Source organism: Tessaracoccus lubricantis, assembly GCF_039544535.1.
In the GTDB taxonomy this organism is placed as follows: domain Bacteria; phylum Actinomycetota; class Actinomycetes; order Propionibacteriales; family Propionibacteriaceae; genus Arachnia; species Arachnia lubricantis.
This window is the reverse complement of sequence record NZ_BAABLV010000041.1, coordinates 43,493-69,797: the sequence shown is the minus strand read 5'-3', so window position 1 is coordinate 69,797 and position 26,305 is coordinate 43,493. Positions and strand designations below refer to the sequence as shown.

22 protein-coding genes are annotated in these 26,305 nt (G+C 70.7%); 17 read left to right on the top strand and 5 right to left on the bottom strand.

Going from position 1 to position 26,305, the window contains the following annotated elements:
- Positions 1–96 precede the first annotated feature (96 nt).
- From ABEA30_RS13865 to ABEA30_RS13850, 4 genes are all read left to right on the top strand, one after another.
- Entirely contained in the window at positions 97–1,020 is a 924-nt protein-coding gene (locus ABEA30_RS13865; RefSeq protein ID WP_345583861.1) for a carbohydrate kinase family protein, read from the top strand.
- Positions 1,021–1,075: 55 nt separating this feature from the next.
- Positions 1,076–3,544 carry a leucine--tRNA ligase gene (gene leuS, locus ABEA30_RS13860; RefSeq protein WP_345583859.1) on the top strand — a complete coding sequence of 823 codons (2,469 nt, stop codon included), beginning with the start codon at positions 1,076–1,078 and terminating at the stop codon, positions 3,542–3,544.
- Positions 3,545–3,648: 104 nt separating this feature from the next.
- Positions 3,649–4,602 (top strand): ComEA family DNA-binding protein, encoded by a 954-nt coding sequence (locus ABEA30_RS13855; protein ID WP_345583857.1) that lies wholly within the window; start codon positions 3,649–3,651, stop codon positions 4,600–4,602.
- A 78-nt stretch (positions 4,603–4,680) separates the two neighbouring features.
- Positions 4,681–6,978: a ComEC/Rec2 family competence protein gene (locus ABEA30_RS13850; protein ID WP_345583855.1), complete on the top strand. Its 2,298-nt coding sequence runs from the start codon at positions 4,681–4,683 to the stop codon at positions 6,976–6,978.
- Positions 6,979–7,083: 105 nt separating this feature from the next.
- Here ABEA30_RS13850 and ABEA30_RS13845 read toward each other — a convergent pair whose 3' ends face one another.
- Positions 7,084–8,082, bottom strand: coding sequence for a Gfo/Idh/MocA family protein (locus tag ABEA30_RS13845; protein ID WP_345583853.1), 999 nt, complete (start codon positions 8,080–8,082; stop codon positions 7,084–7,086).
- Positions 8,083–8,338: 256 nt separating this feature from the next.
- Here ABEA30_RS13845 and holA point away from each other — a divergent pair, with 256 nt between their 5' ends.
- Positions 8,339–9,307: a DNA polymerase III subunit delta gene (gene holA / locus ABEA30_RS13840; protein ID WP_345583851.1), complete on the top strand. Its 969-nt coding sequence runs from the start codon at positions 8,339–8,341 to the stop codon at positions 9,305–9,307.
- A gap of 77 nt (positions 9,308–9,384) precedes the next feature.
- Here holA and rpsT read toward each other — a convergent pair whose 3' ends face one another.
- Positions 9,385–9,645 carry a 30S ribosomal protein S20 gene (gene rpsT, locus ABEA30_RS13835; RefSeq protein WP_345583849.1) on the bottom strand — a complete coding sequence of 87 codons (261 nt, stop codon included), beginning with the start codon at positions 9,643–9,645 and terminating at the stop codon, positions 9,385–9,387.
- A 204-nt stretch (positions 9,646–9,849) separates the two neighbouring features.
- Between rpsT and lepA the strand changes: the two genes are divergently transcribed.
- Positions 9,850–11,679, top strand: a complete 1,830-nt coding sequence (gene lepA / locus ABEA30_RS13830) for a translation elongation factor 4 (protein WP_345583847.1) — start codon at positions 9,850–9,852, stop codon at positions 11,677–11,679.
- 380 nt (positions 11,680–12,059) lie between these two features.
- Here the strand turns inward: lepA and hrpB are convergent, their stop codons facing one another.
- Positions 12,060–14,546 carry an ATP-dependent helicase HrpB gene (gene hrpB / locus ABEA30_RS13825; RefSeq protein WP_345583845.1) on the bottom strand — a complete coding sequence of 829 codons (2,487 nt, stop codon included), beginning with the start codon at positions 14,544–14,546 and terminating at the stop codon, positions 12,060–12,062.
- 47 nt (positions 14,547–14,593) lie between these two features.
- Between hrpB and hemW the strand changes: the two genes are divergently transcribed.
- The 4 genes from hemW to ABEA30_RS13805 are packed head-to-tail and all read left to right on the top strand — an operon-like array spanning position 14,594 to position 19,183.
- Positions 14,594–15,787 carry a radical SAM family heme chaperone HemW gene (hemW, locus tag ABEA30_RS13820; RefSeq protein ID WP_345583843.1) on the top strand — a complete coding sequence of 398 codons (1,194 nt, stop codon included), beginning with the start codon at positions 14,594–14,596 and terminating at the stop codon, positions 15,785–15,787.
- 26 nt (positions 15,788–15,813) lie between these two features.
- Positions 15,814–16,839, top strand: a complete 1,026-nt coding sequence (locus tag ABEA30_RS13815) for an ABC transporter substrate-binding protein (protein WP_345583841.1) — start codon at positions 15,814–15,816, stop codon at positions 16,837–16,839.
- Entirely contained in the window at positions 16,836–17,627 is a 792-nt protein-coding gene (locus ABEA30_RS13810) for an ABC transporter ATP-binding protein (protein WP_345583839.1), read from the top strand. The genes ABEA30_RS13815 and ABEA30_RS13810 overlap by 4 nt, the downstream gene beginning before the upstream one ends.
- A complete protein-coding gene (locus ABEA30_RS13805; protein ID WP_345583837.1) occupies positions 17,624–19,183 on the top strand; it encodes an ABC transporter permease in 1,560 nt (519 codons plus the stop codon). The genes ABEA30_RS13810 and ABEA30_RS13805 overlap by 4 nt, the downstream gene beginning before the upstream one ends.
- Here the strand turns inward: ABEA30_RS13805 and ABEA30_RS13800 are convergent, their stop codons facing one another.
- Complete coding sequence (locus tag ABEA30_RS13800) at positions 19,184–20,206, bottom strand: glycosyltransferase family 4 protein (RefSeq protein ID WP_345583835.1); 1,023 nt, start codon at positions 20,204–20,206, stop codon at positions 19,184–19,186.
- Between the two features lie 30 nt (positions 20,207–20,236).
- On the opposite strand from ABEA30_RS13800, the gene ABEA30_RS13795 reads away from it, so the two are divergent.
- The 6 genes from ABEA30_RS13795 to ABEA30_RS13770 all read left to right on the top strand — a co-directional run bounded on the left by ABEA30_RS13795 (position 20,237) and on the right by ABEA30_RS13770 (position 24,416).
- Complete coding sequence (locus ABEA30_RS13795) at positions 20,237–20,779, top strand: CDP-alcohol phosphatidyltransferase family protein (protein WP_345583833.1); 543 nt, start codon at positions 20,237–20,239, stop codon at positions 20,777–20,779.
- 94 nt (positions 20,780–20,873) lie between these two features.
- Entirely contained in the window at positions 20,874–21,251 is a 378-nt protein-coding gene (locus ABEA30_RS13790) for a GntR family transcriptional regulator (protein ID WP_345583831.1), read from the top strand.
- Positions 21,248–21,958: an ABC transporter ATP-binding protein gene (locus tag ABEA30_RS13785; RefSeq protein WP_345583829.1), complete on the top strand. Its 711-nt coding sequence runs from the start codon at positions 21,248–21,250 to the stop codon at positions 21,956–21,958. The genes ABEA30_RS13790 and ABEA30_RS13785 overlap by 4 nt, the downstream gene beginning before the upstream one ends.
- The gene (locus ABEA30_RS13780) at positions 21,943–22,755 is read left to right on the top strand and encodes a hypothetical protein (protein ID WP_345583827.1); all 813 of its coding nucleotides are present in this window, start codon (positions 21,943–21,945) and stop codon (positions 22,753–22,755) included. Before ABEA30_RS13785 ends, ABEA30_RS13780 begins: the two co-directional genes overlap by 16 nt.
- Positions 22,756–22,769: 14 nt before the next feature.
- The gene (locus tag ABEA30_RS13775) at positions 22,770–23,612 is read left to right on the top strand and encodes a DUF3097 domain-containing protein (RefSeq protein WP_345583825.1); all 843 of its coding nucleotides are present in this window, start codon (positions 22,770–22,772) and stop codon (positions 23,610–23,612) included.
- 27 nt (positions 23,613–23,639) lie between these two features.
- Positions 23,640–24,416 (top strand): inositol monophosphatase family protein, encoded by a 777-nt coding sequence (locus ABEA30_RS13770; protein ID WP_345583823.1) that lies wholly within the window; start codon positions 23,640–23,642, stop codon positions 24,414–24,416.
- Positions 24,417–24,427: 11 nt separating this feature from the next.
- On the opposite strand, the gene ABEA30_RS13765 is transcribed toward ABEA30_RS13770, so the two are convergent.
- Positions 24,428–25,192, bottom strand: a complete 765-nt coding sequence (locus ABEA30_RS13765) for an MBL fold metallo-hydrolase (RefSeq protein WP_345583821.1) — start codon at positions 25,190–25,192, stop codon at positions 24,428–24,430.
- A gap of 83 nt (positions 25,193–25,275) precedes the next feature.
- On the opposite strand from ABEA30_RS13765, the gene hrcA reads away from it, so the two are divergent.
- Positions 25,276–26,292 (top strand): heat-inducible transcriptional repressor HrcA, encoded by a 1,017-nt coding sequence (gene hrcA, locus ABEA30_RS13760; RefSeq protein WP_345583819.1) that lies wholly within the window; start codon positions 25,276–25,278, stop codon positions 26,290–26,292.
- Positions 26,293–26,305 lie beyond the last annotated feature (13 nt).

The window sequence follows — 26,305 nt, the reverse complement described above, 5'->3', positions numbered from 1 at the left end:
GCCGCCCCGGAATCACCACGGAGGCATCGGGTTGTGGACAACTCGGTTCGGGAGTCGCCGAGTCGTCGAAAGGTCGCGGTGGCGTAGATTGCGGGCATGCGTTTCGTGGTGTGTGGGGAAGCCCTCATCGATCTGATGCCCGAGGAACAGATCTCGCCGGCGGAGAGCCGCTGGATCGCCCGCTCGGGCGGCGGCCCCTTCAACACGGCCACGGCCCTGGCGAAGCTGGGGGAGGACGTCGAGTTCCTCGGGCGGCTAAGCACCGACTCGTTCGGCAGGCAGCTCCGCAGCCACCTGACGACCGCGGGCGTGAAACTGGACCTGGCGGTGGCCACCGACGAGGCGACCTCGGTGGCCGTCGTCTCCCTGGACGCGGAGGGCAAGGCCAACTACTTCTTCCACTTCGACCAGACGTCGAACTTCAACTGGCGCAAGGACGAGTTCCCCGTCATCGCGGCGGAGGACTGGTTGCACTTCGGCTCCATCGGCTCCGTGATCGGCCCCGGAGCCAAGCACATCCTCGACTTCGTGCGCAGCACCGAGGCGGCCGTCAGCTTCGACATCAACGTGCGTCCCTCCACGCTCCCTGACCGCGCGGAGTACTTCGGGCTCGTGTCCGACCTCATGACCGCCGTGGGCCGCAACGGCGGCATCGTCAAGGCCAGTGACGAGGACATCGCCTGGCTGGTCGACGACGACTCCGACCCGCTGGCCTACGCCGAGGCGTGGGCCGAGGAGTTCGGCCTTGCCATGTTCATCGTCACTCTGGGCCCCGACGGCGCCGCCGCGGTGAAGCCGGACGGGCGGGTCATCAGGGTGCCCGGGCACTCCGTCGGCGTCATCGACACCGTCGGCGCCGGCGACACCTTCATGGCCGGTTTCCTGTCCGCCTATGCCGCAGATCCCGACGACGTGGCGGGCGCCCTGGACAGGGGCACGGCCGCGGCCGCCATCGTGTGCACCCGCAAGGGGGCCCAGCCCCCCACCGCCGCAGAGGTCGACGCGTTCCTGGCGATATAGTGAGTACCCGCGCCGTCTCGGCGCGGGTTTTCGTTGTGCAATCAGGAGAGAAGTCGTGAGCCAAGAGGCTGTGCAGTACGACAAGGTGCAGGCCCAGGAGAAGTGGCAGGCGTTCTGGGAGGAGGACGAGACCTTCCGGCCGCTCGACGACGGCAGCCGCGAGCGTCGCTACGTCCTCGACATGTTCCCGTACCCCTCCGGCGACCTCCACATGGGCCACGCCGAGGCCTACGCCATGGGCGACGTGGTGTCGCGCTACTGGCGACTGCGCGGTTTCGACGTCATGCACCCCATCGGCTGGGACTCCTTCGGCCTGCCCGCGGAGAACGCGGCCATCAAGGCCGACGCGCACCCCGCCACCTGGACGTACAACAACATCGAGACGCAGGTGCGCTCCTTCAAGCGCTACGGCCTGAGCCTCGACTGGTCGCGCCGCCTGCACACCTCCGACGAGGAGTACTACCGCTGGACGCAATGGCTGTTCAACCGCTTCTACGAGCGTGGCCTGGCCTACCGCAAGGACTCGTTCGTCAACTGGTGCCCCACGGACCAGACCGTGCTGGCCAACGAGCAGGTCATCGACGGCCGGTGTGAGCGCTGCAAGTCCGAGGTGACCAAGCGCAAGCTCAACCAGTGGTACTTCAAGATCACCGACTACGCCCAGCAGTTGCTCGACGACATGCCGCTGCTCGAGGACGGCTGGCCCGACCACGTGCTGGCGATGCAGCGCAACTGGATCGGCCGCTCCGAGGGCGCCCACGTCGACTTCACCGTCGAGGGCCGCGAGCAGCCCATCACCGTCTTCACCACCCGCCCCGACACGCTGTTCGGCGCCACCTTCATGGTGGTGGCACCCGACGGTGAACTCGCCCAGGAACTGGTGACCGGCGAGCAGCGTCCCGCGTTCGAGGCCTACCTCGAGCAGGTCAAGAAGACCACCGAGATCCAGCGCCAGTCCACCGAGAACGAGAAGACCGGTGTGTGGCTCGGCGTCCACGCCACCAACCCCGTCAACGGCGAACTGGTGCCGATCTGGGCGGCCGACTACGTGTTGGCCGACTACGGGACCGGAGCGATCATGGCCGTGCCCGCGCACGACCAGCGCGACCTCGACTTCGCCCGCAAGTTCGGGCTGCCCGTGCGCACGGTCCTGGACGTCGACGGCACCAACCCGGAGGAGACCGGGGTGGCCACCGTCGGTGACGGCGCCTACCTCAACTCCGGCATCCTGGACGGCCTGACGGACAAGGCTTCCGGCGTGGCGCGCATCGTCGAACGGCTCGAGTCCGAGGGCAAGGGCACCGGCACCGTGCAGTTCCGCTTGCGCGACTGGTTGCTGTCGCGCCAGCGCTTCTGGGGCTGCCCCATCCCGGTGGTCCACTGCGAGACCTGCGGCGAGGTGCCGGTTCCCGACGACCAGCTGCCGGTGCGCCTGCCCGACCTGCGTGGCTCCGCGTTGGCGCCGAAGGGCACGTCGCCGCTCGCGTCGGCCACCGACTGGGTCAACACCACGTGCCCCACGTGCGGTGGCGCGGCCAAGCGCGACACCGACACGATGGACACGTTCGTCGACTCCTCGTGGTACTTCTTCCGCTACTGCTCGCCCGGCTACGCCGAGGGGCCGTTCAACCCCGACGACGTGGCCCGGTGGATGCCGGTGGCACAGTACGTGGGCGGCGTGGAGCACGCCATCCTCCACCTGCTGTACATGCGCTTCTTCTCGAAGGTGCTGCGCGACCTCGGCCTGGTCTCGTTCGACGAGCCCATGCTGCGGCTGCTGAACCAGGGCCAGGTCATCAACGAGGGCAAGGCCATGAGCAAGTCGCTCGGCAACGGCGTGGACCTGGGCAAGCAGATCGACGAGTTCGGCGTCGACGCGGTACGCCTCACGATGATCTTCGCCGGCCCGCCGGAGGACGACATCGACTGGGCGGAGGTGTCGCCCGGCTCCAGCCTGAAGTTCCTGCAGCGCGCGTACCGGCTGGCCGCCGACGTCGCCTCCCAGCCCGGCGTGGACTACTCGCAGGGCGATGCCCAGCTGCGCAAGGCCACGCACAAGGCGATCATCGAGATCACCCAGCTGCTCGACGGTGGCCGCTTCAACGTGGCCGTCGCCCGCACCATGGAGCTGGTCAACGCCACGCGCAAGACCATCGACTCCGGCGCCGGCGGGGCAGACCCCGCCGTCCGTGAGGCCGTCGAGTTCGTCGCTCAGGCCCTGAGCGTCGTGTCGCCCTACGTGGCGGAGGAGATGTGGGAGCTGCTGGGCCAGCCCCCGTCGGTCGCCAACAGCACGTGGCCGACGGCGGACCCGGCGTTGACCCTCGACGACACCGTCACGATGGTGGTGCAGATCCAGGGCAAGATCCGCGGCAAGCTCGAGGTGCCCGCCGACATCACGGAGGAGGACGCCCTGGCGGCGGCCCTCGCCGACGAGGCGGTGCAGCGTTCGCTGGCCGGGCGTGAGGTGGTCAAGGTGATCGCGCGGCTGCCGAAGATGCTGAGCCTGGTCCCCGGAAAGTGATCCGCGGCTGAGTCGGGCGCCCTGCGCCCGGCTCCCGCGATGGACTTGTCCACAGGCCCGCGAATCTGTGGTGGCTGGCCCTGTGCGTTGACCACCATGGGGGTATGCAGCACACCGACGCGGAGGAGTTGGCCCGCGCCCGGCTCGCCTACGTGAGCGCGGGCAGGCCGGCCCTGAGCGCGCCGCGCCGTGCGCTGCCCGATGTCGAGGACGAGACCCGCCTCCTGAGCCAGCCGCGTGCGGGGGACGAGGCGCCGGGGCCCGGAGATCGTTTCCTGAGCCAGCCGCGTGCGGGGGACGAGGCGCCGGGGCCCGGAGATCGTTTCCTGAGCCAGCCGCGTGCGAGGGACGAGCACCGTGGCTGGTCGAAGGACCCGCAAGCTGATCCGCCCACCTCGCCCCTGGCGGCCCCTCAGTCTCCTGACCCGCAGCCCTCGCGTGAACGGCCGCGACTCACCCTGAAGCACCTCGTGGTGGTGGCCGTCCTGCTCCTGTGCGGCGTCGGAGTCGCGGTGGCGGCCCTCGGCCGCAGCGCAGCGACGGAGGTGCCGCTGAAGCCCGTCACCGTCAGTGCGGCGCCGCCCCCGCCGTCGCCCCCTCCGCCGGTCGTGATGCTCCGCGTGCATGTCGCCGGTGCGGTCGTCGAGCCAGGCGTCGTGTCGCTGCCCGAGGGCACCATCGTCCAGGACGCGATCCTCGCCGCCGGTGGCCTGGCACCCGACGCCGACCCCGCTGCGCTGAACCTCGCGGCCCAGGTCACCGATGGCATGCAGATCGTCATCGGGACCGTGGGGGAGCCGAAGGGCGAGGTCGTCGGCGCTGAGCCTCCGGCCGCGGGCACGGCGGGTGGCAGCGGCGCCGGCGGGCTGGTCAATCTCAACACCGCCACTACTGCCGAACTGGAGGCCCTCCCGGGGATCGGTCCGGTGACTGCAGGCGCGATCATCGCGTGGCGGGAGGAGAGCGGTCCCTTCAGCGCGGTCGAGGACCTCCAGGAGATCAGCGGAATCGGGCCCAAGACGTTTCAGAAGCTCCAGCCGTTGGTCACGGTCGGCTGACAAGCCACCGCGTGGGGGTTGTCCACACCCGCCCGGCTTCGTCGAAAATCGAGGGGGCCACCGGCCACAGTGGAAGGCATGGGTCATGACTGGAGGTTGGCGCCCCTCGCCGTCGCGACGTGGGCGGCGGCGTGGATGGGTTCGTCCGGGTGGCGGCCCGAGGCCGGAGGGGTGGTAGCCGTATTGATGGGCCTGGCCCTGCTCGCGGTGGTCGCACTTCGGGCGCGGCACCTCTGGACCGCGATGGTCATCGCCACGTTCTCGGTCACCCTGGTGATGTCCGGGCTGCAGAGTTGGCAACGCCATGCGTCCCCACTGTCGGAACTCGCGGAGTCAGGGGCTGTCGGCACCGTGCGGTTGAGGCTACTCGCCGAACCCCAGCCGGCCGAGCGGGTGGTGGTCGGGCGGGCGGAGCTGGTGTGGGCGGAGGCCAGGCAGACCAGGGTCGAGGCAAGGGTTCCGGTCGTCATCCTGGCCTCGGGCGGGCTGGGCGAGGAACTGTTGGGGCTCACGGCCGGCGCCACCTATGACGTGCGGGCCAGGATCGCCGCACCCGAAGCCGATGATGCCGCTGCGGCCGTCCTCAGCCTCCGCGAGGTCAGGGGCGGGGTTGCCGGGCCGAACGTCGTGGACAGTGCGGTCAACGCCATGCGGCAGGGGCTGCGCGATGCCGTGGCCCACTCGCCACCGCGACAGGCTGCGCTGGTGCCTTCCCTCGTCGTCGGCGACACCTCTGCCGTCGACGCGACGATGCGGGAACAGTTCCAGGTGACGGCGCTTACGCACCTGATGGCCGTCTCGGGTGCGAACCTGACGCTGATGCTGGGGGTGGTCCTGGCCGCGGTGCGGGGTCTCGGCCTGCGCGGATGGGCCGTCAGGGCGGCGGCGGTCGGCGGTGTGGCGGCGTTCGTCCTCATCTGTGGGCAGGAACCGTCGGTCCACCGAGCCGCCGCCATGGGCTTGGTCGCGCTGGCCGCGGTCGGGGTCGGTGCCGGTCGGCGTACCGTCCGATCACTGTGCGTCGCGGTCCTGGGGCTGGTGTGGCTCGACCCCTGGATGGCCCGCTCCATCGGTTTCGCGCTCTCCGTGGCGGCGTGTGCGGGCATCGTGCTGCTCGGGCCGCTGTTCGTCTCGGCCCTGTCGAGATGGGCTCCCCGGTGGGCGGCGGAGGCGCTGGCGGTGCCGTTGGCGGCGCAGCTGGCGACACAGCCGATCATCACCTGGTTGAGCGAGTCTGTGTCGGTCGTCGGCGTGCTCACCAACGTGCTGGCGGGTCCCTTCGTCGGTCCGACGACGGTGCTGGGCTTCGCGGCGGCGCTGTTGTGTCCGTTGCCTTGGCTGGCCGCCGGCCCCGGCTGGCTGGCGGGTTGGTGCGCGCAGCCCATCCTGTGGCTGGCGGAGCTCGGCGCCGTCCTGCCCGCTGCGTCGTGGGCCTGGAGTGGGTCGGCGGCCGGGGTGGTCCTGGTGACCATCGGCTCCGCGGCCCTTGCGGTCGTGCTCCTGTGGGTGCTGCGGTTCCGCTGGGGAGGGGTCGGCTTCGTGGGCCTCTTCGTGGCACTGGCCTTCGTCAGACCCGTCCAGGTGGGGTGGCCGGGTCCGTGGGAGGCAGTCTTCTGTGACGTCGGCCAAGGTGACGCCACGGTGCTCAACGCGGGCGGGGGAGCCGCTGTGGTGGTCGACGCCGGCCCGGAGCCGGCACCGACCATCGCGTGCCTGGAGTCGCTCCACGTCCGCTCCGTGCCCCTCCTGGTGCTCACGCACTACCACTCGGACCATGTGGGAGGCGCCGAGGAACTGATCAGGCGCTATCAGCCCTCGACGGTGCTGGTCCGGGCTGGCGAGGCGCCGCCTTGGCTCGCCGAGGCGGCGGGTCGAGCAGGCGCCGAACTGCGCTCGGCCGTCCCAGGCGAGCGCATCGAGGTGGGCTCGGCCGCGTGGCGGAGCGTATCGGCATGGGAACCGGCCGGTGCCGCCGTACCGGAGGGGGAGGGCGAGGGTTCAGCCGAGAACGATGCGTCAGTGGTGGGGGTGGGCTCCAGCGGGGCCTTGTGTGTCCTCCTCGCCGGGGACACCGAACCCGCCGGACAGGCCGTGGCGCTCCGGGCGGCGGAGGAGCACGCCATCGACCTCGCCGTCCACGTGCTGAAGTTGCCCCACCACGGCTCGTCGCGCCAGGACCCACGCTTCATCGCCGCCTCACGGGCCGCGCTGGCCGTGGCCAGCGCCGGCGAGGGCAACTCCTACGGACACCCGAGCGTCAGTGCGCTGGACCTTGCGCGATCCCTTGGCATGCAGGTGGTCCGGACCGACAACCAGGGCGCCATCGCCGTCTCACTGGGCGACGGGCAGCTGGGGGTCAGGACGTCGCGCGGGTGAGGTCCTTCGTGGGATGTTCGCCAGGGCTCACGATCCCCTCAGGAACCGACCGGCATCCCCTCAGGAACCGATCGGCATCCCCTCAGGAACCGATCGGCATCACCCTCAGGAAGCGGTGGTCGCGCGGGGTTCGAGCCCTGCTGCGCGGTACATCGCGTCGATCGCGCGCATCATCGCGACGGAGTCTGCCGGGTCGGTGATCAGCGGGGTGCCGTTGCGCACCGCGTCGACGAACACCGCCAGCTGCGCCGCGTAACTCGTGGGCAGGGCGGGCACCTCCACCGTCGTCACGCCCTCGTCGTTGGTCAGGGTCAGGCTGTTGCCCTCCTGCGGCTTGACGAAGCCTTCGACCTGGATGACGCCCTTCGTGCCGGTGATGAGCCCGCTCTGGCGTTCCTCGTCCTCGAGCAGTGAGCTGGAGATCCGGCCGGTCACCCCGCCGGGGAACCGCAGCTCGGCGCTCAGCGCCTCGTCGAGCCTGGGGTCGTCGGAGGGCCGGGCCTCGGCGGAGACGATCTCGGGCTCCTCGCCCACGACGCTGCGCACGAAGTGGAGGCTGTAGCAGCCCAGGTCCATCGTGGAACCGCCGGCCAGGTCCTGGATGTAGCGGATGTTGGTGCGGTCGGGGAGGTGGATGTCGAAGTGCGCCTCGACCTCGGTGACGTCGCCGATGGCGCCGTCGGCGATCAGCTTGAGCGTCTCGGCCATCAGGCGGTGGTAGCGGTAGTGGAAGCCCTCCATCACCACGCGGTCGGACTCCGCCGCCCGTGTGGCCACGGCTTCTGCCTCCTCGGCGTTGGAGGCGAACGGCTTCTCCACCAGGACGTGCTTGCCCGCCTCCAGCGCCGCGACCGTCCACTTCCCGTGTTCAGAGTTGGGCAGCGGGATGTAGACGGCATCGACGTTCGGGTCGGCCAGGAGCGCCTCATAGGAGTCGTGCACCGTCCCGATGCCGTGCTCTGCCGCGAACGCCTCCGCCCGGCCGCGGTTCCGCGCTGCGACGGCGAACAGGTCGACGTCTGGGTTGCCCTGCGCGGGCGCGATGAGGGCCTGGGGCGTGATGCCGGCAGCACCGAGGATGCCGAAGCGGATGGGATGGTTCATGGAACGGAACTCCTCACTGAGTGGACACGCAAAGTCTAGTGCTGCCCTTCGACCGGACGCGCGCTCGTTCCTCGCGGCGGCCGGCTCAGGGGACTGGTTGGGAGCGCGCGCTCGTTCCTCGCGGCGCCCGGCTCAGGGGACTGGTTGGGAGCGCGCGCTCGTTCCTCGCGGCGCCCGGCTCAGGGGACGGCGGGGAGGTGCCAGATTCGGGTGCCCGCGGCGCGACAATGTCGGGCCCAACTGGCAGGATCACCCCATGACCTCCTCACCGTTCGGTACCGCCCTGCTCATTTCCGGGCCGGAACAGCTGCTGGCCCAGCGCATCGTGGCGGAGACGAAGGCTCGGGCGTTCGCGGCCCAGCCCGACGCCGGCGTCAACGAGATCGCCGCCACGGAGCTGGAGGATTCGATGCTGTCCGAGGTCATCGGCGGCTCGCTGTTCTCGAGCCACACCATCGCCGTCATCGACGACGTGGGCTCCACGCCCGCGTCCGTGGTGGACCAGCTCGTGGCCGCCGCCTCGAACCCTCCGGAGGACCTGTGCCTCATCCTGCTGCACGCCGGCGGCGTGAAGGGCAAGGGCCTCATCGACAAGCTGAAGAAGGCCAAGGTGCCCGTCGAGACCGTGGCGGCCCTCAAGCCGTGGGAGGTGCCGGGCTTCGTCACCGCCGAGGCCAAGCGCCGGCGCATCCGGATGCAGCCGGACGCCGCAGAGGAACTGGTGGCCGCCGTCGGTCACGACCTGCGCGCCCTGGCCTCCGCGATCGACCAGCTCATCGCCGATTCGGGTGCCAATGAGATCGACGCAGCCCTTGTGCGCCGCTACTTCGCGGGGCGCGCCGAGGTCTCCGGCTTCGCGGTGGCGGATGCTGTCGTGGCCGGCAACGCCACCGTCGCGATGGAGAGGCTGCGCTGGGCGTTGGAGACGGGGGTGGCGCCGGTGCTGATCACCAGCGCGCTCGCGGGGTCGTTCAGGGGGCTGGCGAAGTACCTGGATGCGCAGAACAGCCGGTTGCGCGGCGCTGACCTCGCGCGGGAGATCGGCGTGCCGCCGTTCAAGCTCAAGGACTACGCCAAGGCTTCCACCACGTGGCAGGTGGGTGGGGTGGCCGAGGCCATCCGGCTCATCGCGCGTGGTGACGCAGAGGTCAAGGGCGCCGCGACCGACGCGGCGTTCGCGCTGGAGCGGATGGTGCTCGGCGTGCTGCAGCAGCGTCGTCGGTGACGGTACGCAAAACAGCGCCTTGACGACCGAGGGCCAAGGCGCTGTCGCGAATCAACAGCAGCAGGTGTGGTGCTGGATCAGATGGCGTTGACGGCGAGCGAGATCTTCGACTTGCGGTTCGCGGCCTGGTTCTTGTGGATGACGCCCTTGCTCACGGCGCGGTCGAGCGCGCGGTTCGCCACGACGAGGAGCTCGGCGGCCTTGTCGGCCTCGCCCTCGGCGACGGCGGTGCGGACGTTGCGGATGTGGGTGCGCAGCTGGGACTTGACCGCCTTGTTGCGGAGACGAGCGATCTCGTTGGTCTTGTTGCGCTTGATCTGGGACTTGATGTTCGCCACTGGGCAGCCTCTTTACGGATTAAAGGGGGTGTACTCGGTCATGCGTTTGCACGCGACGATCAACCTTACCTGAGGCCCACCCCCGTCGCCAAATCCGGGGCGCCCGATGACTGACGGGCGCGCAGGCCCCCACAGGTAACATTGTCCATCGGGTCGCACTCCGTGAGAGGATGGCCTGTCCCTGCCCACCAACGAGGAATGTTGATGCCCGCACCCCGCCCTGGCAAGACCCGTCCGGAGATCATCCGGAACTTCTGCATCATCGCGCACATCGACCACGGCAAGTCCACCCTGGCAGACCGCATGCTGCAGCTGACGAAGGTCGTCGACGACCGGCAGATGCGTGCCCAATACCTCGACCGCATGGACATCGAGCGCGAACGCGGCATCACCATCAAGTCGCAGGCAGTGCGCATGCCGTGGACCAAGGACGGCGAGGAATACGTCCTCAACATGATCGACACCCCCGGCCACGTCGACTTCACCTACGAGGTGTCGCGCTCGCTGGCGGCCTGCGAGGGCGCCATCCTGCTGGTCGACGCCGCGCAGGGCATCGAGGCCCAGACGCTGGCCAACCTGTACCTGGCCATCGAGGCTGACCTGCACATCATCCCCGTGCTCAACAAGATCGACCTCCCCAACGCCAACCCGGAGAAGTACGCGGCGGAGCTGGCCGGCATCATCGGCTGCGACCCCGACGACGTGTTGAAGGTCTCCGGCAAGACCGGCGCGGGAGTGCCCGAGCTGCTCGACGCGGTCGTCGAGCAGATCCCGGCCCCAGTCGGCGACGCAGCCGCGCCCGCACGTGCCCTCATCTTCGACTCCGTCTACGACACCTACCGCGGCGTGGTGACCTACGTGCGAGTGGTCGACGGAGAACTCAACCACCGTGAACGCATCAGGATGATGTCCACCCACGGCACCCACGAGCTGCTCGAGGTGGGCGTCATCTCGCCGGAGCCCGTCAAGTCCGACGCCATCGGCGTGGGCGAGGTGGGCTACCTCATCACCGGCGTGAAGGACGTGCGCCAGTCCCGCGTCGGCGACACCGTCACCCTGGAGTCGCGGCCGGCCACGCAGGACCTCGGCGGCTACCGGCACCCCAACCCGATGGTCTACGCCGGTCTGTACCCCATCGACGGCGACGAGTTCAACGAGCTGCGCGAGGCCCTCGAGAAGCTCCAGCTCAACGACGCCGCCCTGACCTACGAGCCGGAGACGTCCGGCGCGCTCGGCTTCGGCTTCCGCATCGGCTTCCTCGGCCTGCTGCACATGGAGATCGTCCGGGAACGCCTCGAACGCGAATTCAACCTGTCGCTCATCTCGACGGCCCCCAACGTCGTCTACCGCGTCGTGATGGAGGACGGCTCGGAGCACACGGTGACCAACCCGTCGGAGTACCCCGCGGGCAAGATCTCAGAGGTGTACGAGCCTGTGGTCCGCGGCACCATCCTCACGCCGTCGGAATACCTGGGCACCATCATCGAGCTGTGCCAGAACCGACGTGGGGTCCAGCTGGGACTCGACTACCTCAGCGAGGACCGCGTCGAGCTGCGTTACCAGCTGCCGCTGGCCGAGATCGTGTTCGACTTCTTCGACGCCCTGAAGTCGCGCACGAAGGGCTACGCGTCGCTCGACTACGAACCCGCCGGCGAACAGGTTGCCGACCTCGTGAAGGTCGACATCCTGCTGCACGGCGACCCGGTCGACGCGTTCTCGGCGATCGTGCACAAGGACAAGGCCTACTCCTACGGCCTCGCCATGGCGTCGAAGCTCAAGGAACTCATCCCGCGGCAGCAGTTCGAGGTACCGATCCAGGCCGCGATCGGCTCCCGCGTCATCGCCCGCGAAACCATCCGCGCCATCCGCAAGGACGTCCTCGCCAAGTGCTACGGCGGCGACATCTCCCGCAAGCGCAAGCTGCTCGAGAAGCAGAAGGAAGGCAAGAAGCGGATGAAGATGGTGGGCCGCGTCGAGGTGCCGCAAGAGGCCTTCGTCGCCGCGCTGTCCACCGGCGAGTCCAACGCGAAGTAGAGCCCGACCCCCAAGTCGGCCGCCGAGGGTTCAAGGGGCGGCCGGTCACGGGGGGTCGCAAGTGTGTGAGGCGGACCCGGCCCGCGCTCAGGTAGTTGTTGCCCGGAATCGGTGACCAGAAGACGAGCGCACCCCGGGGCTGGGCGCTCCGGCACCGGGGGTGGGCACGGTTTCGGCTCGAAGCCATGAGAGACCCGGACGATGAAGCCGCATACGGGGCATGAAGGACGCGAGTTCAGAGTCCACACCGGCTCCCGTCAACGTCTCGTCGCACTGCAAGCGCGGGGGTCACACTCGCGTCCTTCTTGCCCCGTGTGCGGCGGCGCCAAGCCCGGCCGCTGAGACGCCGGGGGCCCTTCGACCAGCCGCGGGCGGCTGGCTCAGGGGGCGCGACGCTTGGTGCGCGCCGTGGCCTGTGCCGTCCACGGGTCCTCCGGCCACGGATGCTTCGGGTAACGTCCCCGCATCTCGGCCCGCACCTGCCCGTAGGGGCCCGACCAGAATGAGGCCAGGTCGTCGGTGACGGCCAGCGGGCGGCCGGCGGGGGAGAGCAGGTGGAACAGGATTCGGACGCGTCCCCCTGCGATCGTCGGCGACTCCGGCAGCCCGAAGCACTCCTGGAGCTTCACGGCACACACGACGGGGGCGTCGTCGTCATGCGGCGGGTAGTCGAGGCGGATGTTCGACCCGCTGGGGACGGTCAGGCGTTCCGGCGCGAGCTCGTCGAGCCGCGCCGCCTCCTGCCAGGGCACCAACCGGCGCAACGGCTGGGCGAGATTGATGCCCGACAGCCGGCCGGTACGGGCGGCCTCCGCCAGCTCCGGCCCGAGCCATTCGTCGAGCCGCCCCAGCAGTGCTTCGTCCGAGACGTCCGGCCACGGTTCGCCAAGATGTCGGCGCAGCAGCGCGAGCCGCCGTCGCAGGGCGTCGGCGCCGTCGGACCAGCCGATGACACTGAGGCCGCGCTCGAGCAGCACGCTCCGCACTGCGTCAGGGCCCAGTTCGGCAGCGGGTACCGGCGTCGACGACAGCTCGATGGCCCCCAGCGCCGTCACGCGCCGGGCCCGCAGCCGCCCGTCGACCAGCTCGCCGCGGACCTCGTCGAGCAGTAGGTGTGCCGCGGCCGCGCGAGCGGTCCGTTCGTCCACCGGCGCGGCCGACCGGATCACTGCCCCGGTGCCGGCCGCGCTGGCCCCTTCCGCCCGGGTCACCTCCGCGACCGCCAACCACTCCTGCGCAGCCAGGTGCGGGGGCGCCGCGGCGCGCGTGCCCGAAGCCAACAGGTGAGAGGTGCCGACCCGCCGGGCGACTCTCTCCGGATAGGCCAACACCACCACGGCCCCCGGCACCCCGCCGGCGCCCTCCGACGGCGACACCAGCCGCTCGAGGCGGTCTGCCTCGGCGCGCCACCGCCGCGACTCCGGCCCGCCACGCCTCAGCCCAGAGACCGCGACGGTGAGGTCGCCGCCCACGTCCAACTCGACCGCCGCCACCATCTCGGCCGCCGTCCGCCTGCCCACGAGCTCGGCGCCGTCCACCAGGGCGCGCGCCCACCGGGGTGCCGCGGGGATCCCGGCCAACCGCCGGCCCTGCGCGGTCACCCTGCCGTCGTCGTCCACGGCGCCCAGGGAGCGCAGCACCGCCTCGTCCTCGGCCACGGCCAGCGACGGCAGCGGGCTCGGCAGCGCCAGCCCCTCGCCCCTGGGCGCGCCCCAGGCGGCCAGGCTCAGCAGGGCGCCGGTCAGGTCGGCCGTCTGCGACTCCGGCGTCACCTGCGCCCGGAGCCCCAGATACGTCCGCTCGTCGTAGCACCGCCACACCACGCCCGGCCCCTGCCGAGCGGCGCGGCCGGCGCGCTGGTCGGCGGAGGATCGGGCGCACCGGACGGTGACCAGCCCCGACATGCCTCGGCCGGAGTCGCGCCGTGGTTCGCGGGACAGGCCGGCGTCGACAACCACGCGCACGCCGTCGACCGTCAACGACGACTCCGCCAGGTTGGTCGACACCACCACCCGGGGCGACTCCCCGGGCCGGCGGCCGGCGACCGCCCGGTCCTGATCGCGCGCGGCGGCCTGGCCGTGCAGCTCGAGCACCTCGGCGGCCAGCCTGCCGCGCAACCGCTCCGCCACCGTCCGCACCTCCCACACGCCGGGGAGGAAGACCAGCACGTCGCCGTCGTCCGGCCTGTCGCGGAACGCCTGTTCGACGGTGTGCGCCACGTGGTCGAGGAACCCCCGCGCCGTCCCCCTCGCGTCGAGCGGCAGCGGCCCGGGCGCCCAGCGCACCGCCAACGGGTGCAGCACGGCGGGCACGCCGACCACCGGTGCCGGGCGATCGCCTCCGAGCAGGCCGGCCAAGCCGGCCGCGTCCAGCGTCGCCGACATCGCCACCACGGCCAGGTCGTCGCGCAGTTCCCTCACCTCGGCGAGCAGCGCGGTCAGCAGGTCGGTGTCCAATCCGCGCTCGTGCACCTCGTCGAGGATGACGGCGCCCACGCCGTCGAGTGACGGGTCCCGCAGGAGCCTCCGCAGCAGCACCCCGGGTGTGACCATCTCCATCCGCGCGCCGGGCGACATGACCCGCTCGCCGCGCACCGTGAAGCCGGCCACCTCGCCGACGGCGGTGCCGGTGAGTTGCGCCAGCCGGCGGGCCGCGGCCCTCGCCGCCACCCTGCGAGGCTGCGTCACCACCACTCGTCCGTCGACGCACCCCGCCACCACTGCTGGCGCCAATGTCGTCTTGCCCGTTCCCGGGGGTGCCTCCACGACGGCGACGCCGCGCGCCGTGACGGCCCTGCGCAGGTCGTCGGCTGCGGCCGCGAACGGCAGTCCACAGCCGTCTGCTACGAGGTGGGCGAGGCTGGGCACCGCCCCAATCTAGCGGGGCCTTCCGGGACACGCCCTAAGCTGTAGCGGTGGCACAGCTCCCTGACGGCGACCCGGCCCCGGCCGACGGTTCCCTCCCCGAATCCGCGCGCTCCTCGAGCGCGCCGTTGTCGGTGTACGTGCACGTGCCCTTCTGCCGCACCCGTTGCGGCTACTGCGACTTCAACACCTACACCCCCAGCGAACTCGGCGACCTCTCGCCCGACACGTACCTCGGCGCCGCCCATGCGGAACTCGACCTCGCGGCCCGCGTCCTGGGCGACCGTCGCCCCGTCCAGACGGTCTTCTTCGGCGGGGGCACCCCGACGATGCTGCCCGCCGAGGCCCTCACCGGCCTGCTGCGCGCCATCGACGACCGGTTCGGCCTCGCGCCCGACGCCGAGGTCACCACCGAGGCCAATCCCGAGACGCTCACGCCGCCGTACCTGGAGCGGCTCCGGGAGGGCGGCTTCACCCGCATCTCGCTGGGCCTGCAGTCGGTGGTGCCGCACGTGCTGCAGGTATTGGAGCGCACCCATACCCCCCGTCGTGGCCTCGACGCGGCCCACTGGGCGCGCGAGGCCGGCTTCGAGCACGTCTCGCTGGACCTCATCTACGGCACGCCCGGGGAATCGATGGACGACTGGCGCGCCAGCCTCGACGCCGTCACGGCAACCCCCGTCGACCACGTGAGCGCTTACTCCTTGATCGTGGAGGAGGGCACCCGTCTGGCGCTGCAGGTGCGGCGCGGTGACATCCCCATGCCCGACGACGACGACCTGGCAGACAAGTACCTCGTGGCCGACGAGACCCTCAGCGCCCTCGGGATGGCGAACTACGAGGTCAGCAACTGGGCGCGCCCGGGAGGGGAGTGCCGCCACAACCTCGCGTACTGGCGTGGGGCCGACTGGTGGGGGATCGGCCCCGGCGCCCACTCGCACGTCGGAGGGGTGCGGTTCTGGAACCGCAAGCACCCCCGCAGCTACGCGGCCGCCCTCGCCGCCGGCGACTCACCGGCGCTCGCCCGCGAGGTGCTCTCGGACGATGACCGCCGTGTCGAGCGCGTCCTCCTCGAACTCCGGCTCGCCGAGGGCATGCCGTTGCAGGTGCTGACGCCGTCGGAGCTGGCCCGCGTGCCGGGGGTCGTCGCGGCCGGGTTGGCGATCGACGACGGCTCGCGGCTGCGCTTGACCCAGTCAGGTCGACTTTTGGCCGACGGGGTGATCCGCGACCTCCTAGACTGAGCGCCACTGACGCTCTGGAGGCAGCCATGTACTCTCCCATCCTCACGCGGCGCACGGTTCTCGGTGCGCTCAGTGCGGCCACGGTGGTGGGGCTCGTGGGCTGCGGCCGCGATGCAGCGGCGCCCGGCGGCCTCGACCCCGTCGTCTACCAGCTCTCCTGGACCCATTCGGTGCAGTTCGGCGGGACGTACCTCGCCAAGCAGCGCGGCATCTTCGAGGAACAGGGCCTCGATGTCGAGTTCGCCGCGGGCGGGCCCAACGTGGCGGGCGATGCGAACACCGTCAGCGGCGGCAGCCTCGTCAACATCTCGGTGGCCGACGGCGTGGCCCGCGCCAACCAGGAGGGCGCAGGGCTGGTCATCATCGGCGCCCAGTGCCAGAAGTTCCCCGGCACCATCCTCTCGCTGGCCGACGCCCCGCTGAAGACGCCGCAGGACCTCGTGGACAAGCGCATCGGCGTGGCCGGCGCCGACACCCCTGGGCTCGACGCCTTCCTCACCACCAACGGGCTGTCTGCTGCGGACGTGGAGTTCGTGCCCAGCCAGTACGACCCCGCCGTGTTGACCGCCCACCAGGTCGACGGCCTCTTCTGCTTCTACAACGACCTGCCCGTGGCGCTGGCGGTGCAGGGGGTCGAGGGCCACTCGATGCTGCTGGCCGACTTCGGCTACAACCCCATGAGCCAGACCTACACGGTGCTGCGCTCCAGCCTGGAGGACGAGGAGAAGCGCAGCCAGCTCGTCCGCCTCCTGCGCGCCGACTTCCGCGGCTGGCAGCTCTATCGCGAAGACCCGCAGGCCGCCGCGGAACTGACCATGGAGACCTACCCGGACGCCGGCCTGGACCTCGAGACGCAGCGCAAGCAGGCCGACGTCCAACTGGACCTGATGTTCTCCGACCTCACCGACGAGCACGGCTTCGGCTGGTTCTCCGACGAGCAGGTGGCGGACAACCTGGCCCTGTTCGAGCTCCTCGGCATCGAGGGGGCAGACGCCGGCCTGTGGGACCGCTCCATCCTCGAGGAGATCTACGGGGACGGGCCCGAGGCGTGAGCGTCGGGGCCGCGCCGCCGGGGCCGGAGGTCGTGTGCCGGTCGCTGGCCAAGACGTTCGACGGCGCGCACGGCCCGCTGCTGGCGCTGGGCCCGCTCGACCTCACGCTGGAGGCAGGCTCCGTCACGGCGTTGGTCGGCCCCTCGGGCTGCGGCAAGTCAACGCTGCTGCGCCTCATCGGCGGGCTCGAAGGGCCCGATCCTGGAGGCACGGTGCTGGTCGGCGCGGACCATCCCCGGGAGGTGCGACGGCGGGGTGAGGTGGCGATCGCGTTCCAGGACGCGTCCCTGCTGCCGTGGCGGACGGCCGCGGGCAATGTGGCCCTCGCTCGCAGGCTCGCCCGCCAACCGGCCGACTCCCCGCGGGTCCTGCAACTGCTCCGCATGGTCGGCCTCGAAGGCTTCGAGCACGCGCGCCCGGCCCAGCTGTCGGGCGGCATGCGGCAACGGGCGGCCATCGCCCGCTGCCTCGTCACGGAGCCCCGGCTGCTGCTGCTCGACGAACCGTTCGGCGCCGTCGACGAACTCACCCGACGGCGGCTCAACATCGAACTGCCCCCACTCTGGTCGGACACCGGCACCACCACGTTGCTGGTGACCCACTCCGTCACCGAGGCGGTCCTCCTGGCTGACCGGGTGCTGGTGATGTCGCCACGTCCCGGGGCCATCGTCGCCGACCGCACCGTCGACCTGTCGCGGCCCCGGACGGAGGCACACCTGCGGTCCGAGCCGTTCCGTCGGCTGGTCGAGGAGATCGGCGAGCTCCTCGCCGTCGACGGCGCCGCATGAGGACGGGGCGCCGCGCCCTCGCCTGGCTCCTGGTGGTGGCCGGCTGGGAACTGCTCGGCAGGACGCTGCTGGCCGGCAGCCACCTCATCGGGGTGCACTCGGGCATCGTGGCCAAGCTCGTCGACAACGCGGCCGTGTATGGCCGCGGCCTGGCCTACACCACGGGAGAGGCGCTCTGGGGGTACCTGTTCGGCAACGCGGCCGCGGTGCTGCTCGCGCTGCTGGTGGTGCTGCTGCCGTGGGCCGAGCGGCTCGTGCTCCGCCTGGCCCTGGTGGTCTACTGCCTCCCGCTGGTCGCGCTCGGCCCGCTGCTCAGGCTGGTCTACGGCCGTGGCGACGGCCCACAGATCACGCTGGCCGCGCTGGCGGTCTATTACCTCACCCTCGTCCCGCTGCTGGTGGGGCTGCGGGCGCTGCCCAGTTCCTGGCTCGACCTCACCGCCACCTATGGGCGCGGCCGCTGGGCCACGCTGGTCACCGTCCGTGCCCGCACCTCGTTGCCGTACCTCATGGCCGGGCTCCAGACCTCCGTGCCCGCCGCATTCCTCGGTGCCCTGGTCGGCGAGTTCACCGGCGCGGAGCGGGGGATCGGCGTGCTGTCGATCCTGGCGCTGCGCAGCCTCGACACGGATGGGTTGTGGGCCCTCATGGTGCTCGCGACCGCGGTCTCGCTGCTCGGCTACCTCGGCGTGGCCGCCGTGGCGCGCCGCATCGCGCCCGAGACCCCGCCCGTGCTGCTCGCACCGTCGAACGCCACGAGGCGGCCGGGGTGGCGCCGGGTGCCGTCGGCCACAGGCGGAGCCGTCGTCGCTGCACTGGTCGTCGTGGGCGCCTGGGCACTGGGGTTCGCCGCCGTCGGCCTGAACCCCTATTTCGCCAAGCGGCCCTGGCACGTCTGGGAGTGGCTGGTGTCGTCCCCGGATGCGGGGGCCAACCGTGCCGGCCTGCTGACCGCACTGTGGGAGACGACGACGGTGGCGCTGCCCGGCTACTTCGCCGGGCTGGTCGCCGGCGTGTTCATGGCGGCCCTCTTCTCCCTCTCGGACCGCGCCCGGGAGGCCCTGACCCCGGTGGCGGTGGCACTGAGGTGCGTGCCGATCATCGCGATCGCGCCGCTGCTGGTGGCGGCGCTGGGGCGGGGCGCCGTCGGCACGGCAGTGGTGGTGGCGATCATGACCTTCTTCCCCACCATGGTCGCCTGCCTGTACGGGTTGGGCCGGCTGCCGGGGCAGGTGGCCGACGTCTTCGCCACCTACGACACCCCTCCCGCGCGGATCCTGTGGCTGGGGCGACTGCCGGCCATGGCGCCGGCCTTCTTCGCCTCGGCCCGCATCGCCGCGCCCACCGCGCTGCTGGCCGCCACCGTCGCCGAGTGGCTGGCCACCGGATCCGGCTTGGGCAACCGGATGGCGGTGGACGCGGCCACCAGCCAGTACACCTCGCTGTGGGCCACCGTCGTGGTGGTCACCCTGCTGGCCCTGGTCGCCTACGGCATCGTGGAGTTCGTCGAGTCCCGCGTGCTGGGCCGGGTGGCGCCCGAGCAGTTGCGCTGGTAGTCAGCCCTGCAGCGCGGCCGCCACCGATGCGACGGTCTGGTCCCAGCCCGGCACGGTGCCCCGACGCTCGAGGGCCTCGGCACGCCAGCTGGCCCTGAGTTCCCCGTCGCTGAGCCAAGCCCGCAGGGCCTCGGAGAGGCCCTCGACGTCGCCCGGCACGAACTCGGCCCCGGCCGTCCTGGCCTCCGTGGCCCCGGTGGCCTCGGTCACTATCGCGGGGATGCCGCGGGCAGCGGCCTCGGCCACCACCATGCCGTACATCTCGGCCCGCGACGTGTGGACCAGGAGGTTCGCGGCCCGCCACGCCTCCTCCAGGTCGGCGCCGGTGCGGGCCCCCTCGACGGTCACCCGCCCGCTCAGCCCGGAGTCGACGACGAACTGCCGCACCCGTGCGGACAGGTCCGGGTCGACGTCGTCGGGGCCGACCAGCCGCGCGGTCCAGGCAAGGTCCGTCAGCCGGGACAGGGCCTGCACGAAGGTGAGCGGGTCCTTGCCGTCGGTGAGGCGTGACAGCCAGAGCAGCGTCGGCGCACCCGACGAGCCGTCGGCGACTCCGGCGGGTTCGACGCCCGGCCTGGCCACCACCGCGTCGCCGCGGCCGTAGCGCATCGCCACCTGGCCCGCGGCCCAGGCGCTCGGCACGACGACCCGGGTCGCCGCTGCCACGGACTCCGCCTCGCTGTCGGCCAGCCGAGCCCGCTCGGAAGCGGGGAGGGACGGGTCGTCGGCTGGGAAGTAGTGCATGAGCAGGGTCACCCTGGCACCACGGCCGGTGGCGGCACGGATCGCCCCAGGCTCTGCCGAGCCCACGATGTTGTCCACCAGCCAGTGCTCACCCTCGGCGAGCAGCTCGACGAAGCCCCGGCGCTGCTCGGGCGAGGCCAACGGCCACGCCCCCTCGACGCGGGTCACGTCCACCTCGATGCCATGGGAGGCCAGGCCGGCGACGAGTTCTTCGTCGTAGCGGTTGCCGCCGCTGGCCTGCGGGCTGCGCCAGTGCGCGAATCGGATGCGGAGCACCATCGCACCTCCTCACGAGGGCATCATAGGCAGATGAGGACGCTCTCGGCGCTGCGACTGACCCCAGGGGACCGGGTCACCGTGATGCGGGCGGGGATGGGCGTCGTGTGTGGGCTGCTGGTGGTGGGCACCCTCCTCGGGGCCCTACCGGAGCGCAACTGGCCGCTGTTCCTCCTCGCGGTGCCCACGGTCCTGCTCGACGCCGTCGACGGCGCGGTGGCCCGGGCCACCGGCACGGTGACCGAGCGGGGGGCACGCTGGGACATCGCCGTGGACGCCGCGGTCCTCCTGACGCTGAGCGTCGCCCTGGTCCCGATCGCCCCGTGGGTGCTCGTGATGGGCACTGCCCGTTACCTGTTCCTCCTCGTGGGCCGTGTCCGGCCCGTCTGGCTGGGTGAGCTGCCGTTCAGGCAGTCCCGCCGGCTGATCGGGGCGTTTCAGGCGGTGGTCACGGTGCTGGCGCTCGCCCCGGTCGTCCCCGTCTGGCTGGCGCAGTGGGCAACGGCGCTCGCCGTGGCACTGGTGGTCTACTCCTTCGCGCGCGACATCCAATTCCTCGAGCGTTCCGCCTCCTGAACGAGACCGGCACGCAATCGAAGTGGGGTGGCGCGCGTGCCGTCAGCGTGCTACTGTATTAAGCACCTAATACAGTAAGACAGCAGGAGGGAAGATGGAGTTCGACCCCAGCATCCCGATCTGGCTTCAGCTCGTCGACGAGTTCACCCGCCGCATCGTCACCGGCCAGTGGCCGGCGGGGGAGCGCATCCCCGGGGTCCGTGACCTCGCCGGGGAGTTGAAGGTCAATCCCAACACGGTCCAACGGGCCCTCGCCGAACTCGAGCGGCAGGGCCTGGCCCGGTCGGAGCGGACCACGGGCCGGTTCGTCACAGACGACCTGGCCGACATCGACCAGGCCCGCCTCGGCCTCGCGGCGGGCGCAGCAGACGACTTCGCACGGCGGGCGCAGGGGCTCGGCATGAGCCTCACCGCCGCCCGCGACCTACTGGGCCGACGATGGTCGGCCCCCGCAGAAGGAGCACAGGAATGAATTCACCGGCGATCAAGATCGCCCACCTGACCAAGAAGTACGGCGCGTTCCCAGCCCTCAACGACCTCACGCTCTCGCTCGAGGGCGGCCAGATCGTCGGGCTCCTCGGGGAGAACGGCTCGGGCAAGACCACCTTGCTGAAGGTGCTGGCAGGTGCGCTCACGCAGTACGACGGCGACGTCCTCGTGCACGGCAGGCGCATCGGCCCCGACACCAAGGCCATGGTCAGCTTCCTGCCCGACGCCAGCTTCCTCGCCGATGGCGACACCATCGACGGCTGCGTGGGCATGTTCCAGGACTTCTTCAGCGACTTCAACGAGGCCAAGTGCCGCGACCTGCTGAAGTTCTTCCAGCTCGACACCCACCGCAAGCTCAACACGCTGTCGAAGGGCATGCGCGAGAAGGTGCAGATCGCGCTGGCCATGTCGCGCGACGCCAAGGTGTTCCTGCTCGACGAACCCATCTCCGGCGTGGACCCGGCGGCCCGCGACGTGTTGCTGCAGGCCATCGTGCGTGACCTGCCGGAAGACGCGCTCCTGCTGATCTCGACGCACCTCATCCACGACCTCGAGCCCGTCCTCGACTCGGTCGCCTTCATGCGGCACGGGCGAATCCTGCTGCAGGGCGCCGTCGACGACCTGCGGGCCGAGCGCAACCTGTCCATCGACCAGCTGTTCCGGGAGGTCTACCAATGGTCGGCAAACTGATCAAGCACGAGGTTCGGCGCACGCTGCGCTGGTACCTCACCATCATCGCCGGGGCAGGGCTCGTCGTCGGCCTCGCGACCCTTGCGGCGGTGCTCCTGCCGGCCCCGCTCAACTCGCTGTTCACCGTGCTGGGGGCGATCGGCACGTTCGCCGTGCCCACCGTCATCCCGGTGTGGCTCGGCATCGACTTCTACCGTTCCTCCTACACCAAGACCGGTTACCTCACCCGTGCCCTGCCCGTGAAGGGGTCGACGATCTACTGGGTCAAGCTGCTGTACGCCTATGTCCTGTCGCTCGTGGCCCTGGTCGTGAGCCTGGGCCTCGGCTACGTCGCGGCGATCGGTTTCACCGTCGTGGGAGGCGGCACGGTCGGTGACCTGAACCAGGGCGTCAGCGACACCCTGGCGATGATCGGGGACGTGCTTCCGGGGTGGGCCGTGGCGGCGTGCCTCGTGCTGGTCCTGCTGTGGCCGTTCGTCTGGCTCGCCTCCTACTACTTCGCAGCCGCCATCGGCAGCGAGGCGTGGAGCAGCAAGATGGGGGTCGGCGGCCCGATCCTGGTGTGGTTCCTGTTCTACACCGCCAGTCAGGTCGCCGGACTGCTCGGGGCATTCATCCCGCTCTACCTGGTGTTCACGGAGGCTGGCGTGGAGCTGGAGGTCGGCGTGGTCAACATCTTCACCACCGAGGCGCAGAACCTCCTTCCCGTCGGCGTGTTCCTGATGATGTACGTGCTGACCGCGGTGGCGATCGCCTGGGCGTCTGTGTCGTTCGACAAGAAGGTGGAGTTGCGCTGATAGCGTCTCCCGCCGTGGACAGATACTCACGAGACGTCTTGGCACCGGGCTGGCAGAAGGCCCATCTGAAGAAGACCCGTGACGTGGCCGTCGAACTCGACCAGGTGGTCGAGTTCGACGACTTCTGCGGGGCGGTCGTCGGATGGGAGAACGGCCTGGTCGTGCTCGAGGATCGCCACGGCAAGCGCCGCTCGGCGCCATTCGGCCCGGGCTTCCTGTTGGAGGGCGAACCGGTGGCGCTGCGCGCCCCACTGCGGGGAGGCCCGGTGAAGCCCCGGTACACCGCCTCCGGCTCGCGCGTCGGCACCGAGCCGACGAAGGCGAAGGTGGCGCTGCCCAGCCGCATCTACGTCGAGGGCCGCCACGATGCAGAACTCATCGAGAAGGTCTGGGGTGATGACCTGCGCCATGTCGGCGTCGTGGTCGAGTACCTGGGCGGCATCGACGACCTCCCGCGCATCGTGCAGGAGTTCGGGCCGGAGCCCGGGCGCCGGCTGGGCGTCCTGGTGGACCACCTCGTGCCGGGCTCGAAGGAGTCGCGCATCGCCCAGGAGGTCTACCGGGCCGGGTACCGCGACGTCGTGCTGGTCGAGGGCCACGAGTTCATCGACATCTGGCAGGCCGTGCGCCCCGAACGGATCGGCCGCAAGGCATGGCCGACGGTGCCGCGCGACGTCGACTTCAAGCTCGGCACCCTCAAGGCGCTGAACCTGCCCCATGCCGACCAGGCCGACATCGCGCGCGGCTGGCAGGCGATCCTGGCGCGCGTCAAGAGCTGGCGCGACCTCGAGCCGCAGCTCAACACCAAGGTGGAGACGCTGATCGACTTCGTGACGCAGGACCACCTCGACGCCTGAAGGGTGTCCGGCCACTAAGGTGAGGTCATGGACACCGATGGGATTCTGGGCCTGCTGAAGGAGACTGCTGCGGAGATCATCACTCCCCGCTTCAAGGTCCTGGCCGACGACGACGTCAATGAGAAGAAGCCGGGCGACCTCGTCACCATCGCAGACCATGAGTCCGAGGTGCACCTCACCCGTCTGCTCAAGGAGTCTTTCCCGGGCGCGATCGTGGTGGGGGAGGAGGCCGTGTTCGCGGACCCCTCGCTGCTGAAGGGCCTCGGCAACGCCGACCACGCGTTCATCATCGACCCCATCGACGGCACCCGCAACTTCGTCCACGGCCGCAAGGAGCACGGCGTGATCCTCGCGGAGGTCCGGGGCGGTGTCACGACGCGCGGCTGGATCTGGCAGCCACAGACGAGCCGCGCCTACGTGGCGGAACGCGGCGCGGGCGTCCGACTGAACGGCGCGCCCATCGTCAGGCAGCGCCACGATCGGCCTCCGCTGGGCGCCTCGTCGAAGCGCAAGCTGCGCGGCTTCGACGCCGACGGCAAGCTCAGCCCCGTCGTCCGCAGCCACTTCGCGTGTTGCTTCGACTACCCGGCGGTGCTGCACGGTGACTTCGACTTCATGTTCTACTCGAGCCTGCACCCGTGGGACCACCTGGCCGGCTCGCTCATGGTGGTGGAGAGCGGCGGCATCAGCCGCACGATCGACGGCATGAACTACAGCCTCACGTCCCGCTCCCGCGGCGGGCTGCTGGTGGCCGGCGACACCCTCAGCTGGATGGCCGCCCAGCAGAACTGGCCCATCGTCTGAGCCGCGGCCGCTCAGATGAGCGGAAGGTGTCGCTTCGGCTCGACGCCGCGTGCCTTCAACTCGGCGTACGCCTTCGGGAGGGCGACGGCCAGCGTCTCGGCGCTGAACGGCCACTCGGTGGCGATGGCGGCGTCCTCGAGCCTGGTGCCCTGGTGGATCAGCATCTCGGTCTGCCCGTAGATCATGCCGATCTCGGCGCGCTGGATGAACGCGAAGTCCCGGTCCACGACGGCACCGTGCCCCGGGACGAACTTCGTCGTGGCGTTGGCGGCGCCCAGCACGCCGTCGAGCACCGTGGGCCAGTTGCTGAGCGAGCCGCGGTCGTCGACCTGGGGGTCCGCGCCCTCCTCGAGCAGGTCCCCGGCGAACACGACGTTCTCCCCGGGCAGGTAGATCATCACGTCGTGGTCGGTGTGGCCGGCGCCGAAGTGCAGCGCCTCGACCCGGAGGTTGCCCAGGTCCACGGCCAGCGCCATCGAGAACGTGCGCGTGACCTCGACGGCGGCGAGGTCCTCGTGCGCGATCGACGTGACCCCCTCCATGCCGGCCAGCCCGTTGACGTGGTCGTGGTGGTCGTGGGTCAGCAGCACGTGCGTGACCGGCACCCCGGCCTTGGCACGGGCCGACGCCAGGATCTCGGCGCCCTGCTCGGGCGAGTTGCCGGTGTCGACCAGCAGTGCCTCCCTGTCGCCGACGACCAGCCCGATGTTGACCCTGTGGGGTTGCACGGTGGTGACGAAGACGCGGTCGGTGACGGGGGTCCAGTCGAGTGTCATGCCTTCCATCGTAGGGGCGGTACACTGGCACTCGGCAAACGAGAGTGCCAACGGCAGACCCGGCGCGACCTGATGGAGGTGACATGCTCGACGACCGCAAGCTCGACGACCGCAAGCTCGAAGTCCTGAAGGCCATCGTGACCGACTACGTGGCCAGCCGCGAGCCGGTCGGCTCCAAGGCCCTCGTCGAACGGCACAAGCTAGACGTGTCCGCGGCCACCGTGCGCAACGACATGGCCGCGCTGGAGGAGGAGGGCTACATCACCCAGCCCCACACCAGCGCCGGGCGCATCCCCACCGACAAGGGGTATCGGTTGTTCGTCGACAAGCTTGCGCGCATCAAGCCGCTCTCCGGCGCCGAGCGCAACGCCATCACGTCGTTCATGAACGGCACCGCGGACGTCGACGACCTCGTGATGCGCACCGTCCGGCTCCTCGCGCAGCTGACCCGTCAGGTGGCCATCGTCCAGTACCCCGTGGCCCAGCATGACGTGATCCGCCACGTCGAACTGGTGTCGCTGACCGCCGAGCGCATGATGGTGATCGTCGTGCAGTCCTCGGGCCGCGTCGAGCAGACCGTCCTCGAGGCGCCGACGGCGGACGAGGGCAGGCTCCACGGCCTGCGCCAGAAGGTGGCGGCCGCCACCATCGGGCGCGGGCCGGCAGACGCGGCGGGCGCGCTCGTCGGGCTGCTCGACACCATCGCACCGGAGGACCGCGCGTTCGCCGCGCCGGTCATCGCTTCGGTCCTCGAGACGATTGCGGCCGAGCCCGCGTCGCAGGTCGTCGTGGCGGGCGTGCCGAACCTCGCCGGCGCAGCGTTCGAGGCCAACATGAGACCGCTGCTGGAGGCGTTGGAGGAACAGGTCGTCCTCATGCGCCTGCTCGGCGAAGCGGCCGGTGACGAGGTCACCGTCCGCATCGGGCAGGAAAACACTGCCCATGGCTTCCAGTCGACCTCGCTGGTGGCCTCCGGGTACGGGGCGGACTTCGGCGCCAGCCTCGGCGTCGTCGGCCCCACCCGGATGGACTATCCGTCCACCATCGCCGCGGTACGCGCCGTGGCGCGTTACGTGAGCAGATTCCTGATCGAAGGCTGAACGCAAAGAAGAT

Bases quoted from the DNA above. Each gene is read 5' to 3' on its own strand.
- ABEA30_RS13865 (WP_345583861.1), top strand. From the start codon at position 97: ATGCGTTTCGTGGTGTGTGGGGAAGCCCTCATCGATCTGATGCCCGAG.
- ABEA30_RS13855 (WP_345583857.1), top strand. From the start codon at position 3,649: ATGCAGCACACCGACGCGGAGGAGTTGGCCCGCGCCCGGCTCGCCTAC.
- ABEA30_RS13850 (WP_345583855.1), top strand. From the start codon at position 4,681: ATGGGTCATGACTGGAGGTTGGCGCCCCTCGCCGTCGCGACGTGGGCG.
- ABEA30_RS13845 (WP_345583853.1), bottom strand. From the start codon at position 8,082: ATGAACCATCCCATCCGCTTCGGCATCCTCGGTGCTGCCGGCATCACG.
- holA (WP_345583851.1), top strand. From the start codon at position 8,339: ATGACCTCCTCACCGTTCGGTACCGCCCTGCTCATTTCCGGGCCGGAA.
- lepA (WP_345583847.1), top strand. From the start codon at position 9,850: ATGCCCGCACCCCGCCCTGGCAAGACCCGTCCGGAGATCATCCGGAAC.
- ABEA30_RS13815 (WP_345583841.1), top strand. From the start codon at position 15,814: ATGTACTCTCCCATCCTCACGCGGCGCACGGTTCTCGGTGCGCTCAGT.
- ABEA30_RS13805 (WP_345583837.1), top strand. From the start codon at position 17,624: ATGAGGACGGGGCGCCGCGCCCTCGCCTGGCTCCTGGTGGTGGCCGGC.
- ABEA30_RS13800 (WP_345583835.1), bottom strand. From the start codon at position 20,206: ATGGTGCTCCGCATCCGATTCGCGCACTGGCGCAGCCCGCAGGCCAGC.
- ABEA30_RS13795 (WP_345583833.1), top strand. From the start codon at position 20,237: ATGAGGACGCTCTCGGCGCTGCGACTGACCCCAGGGGACCGGGTCACC.
- ABEA30_RS13790 (WP_345583831.1), top strand. From the start codon at position 20,874: ATGGAGTTCGACCCCAGCATCCCGATCTGGCTTCAGCTCGTCGACGAG.
- ABEA30_RS13785 (WP_345583829.1), top strand. From the start codon at position 21,248: ATGAATTCACCGGCGATCAAGATCGCCCACCTGACCAAGAAGTACGGC.
- ABEA30_RS13780 (WP_345583827.1), top strand. From the start codon at position 21,943: ATGGTCGGCAAACTGATCAAGCACGAGGTTCGGCGCACGCTGCGCTGG.
- ABEA30_RS13770 (WP_345583823.1), top strand. From the start codon at position 23,640: ATGGACACCGATGGGATTCTGGGCCTGCTGAAGGAGACTGCTGCGGAG.
- ABEA30_RS13765 (WP_345583821.1), bottom strand. From the start codon at position 25,192: ATGACACTCGACTGGACCCCCGTCACCGACCGCGTCTTCGTCACCACC.
- hrcA (WP_345583819.1), top strand. From the start codon at position 25,276: ATGCTCGACGACCGCAAGCTCGACGACCGCAAGCTCGAAGTCCTGAAG.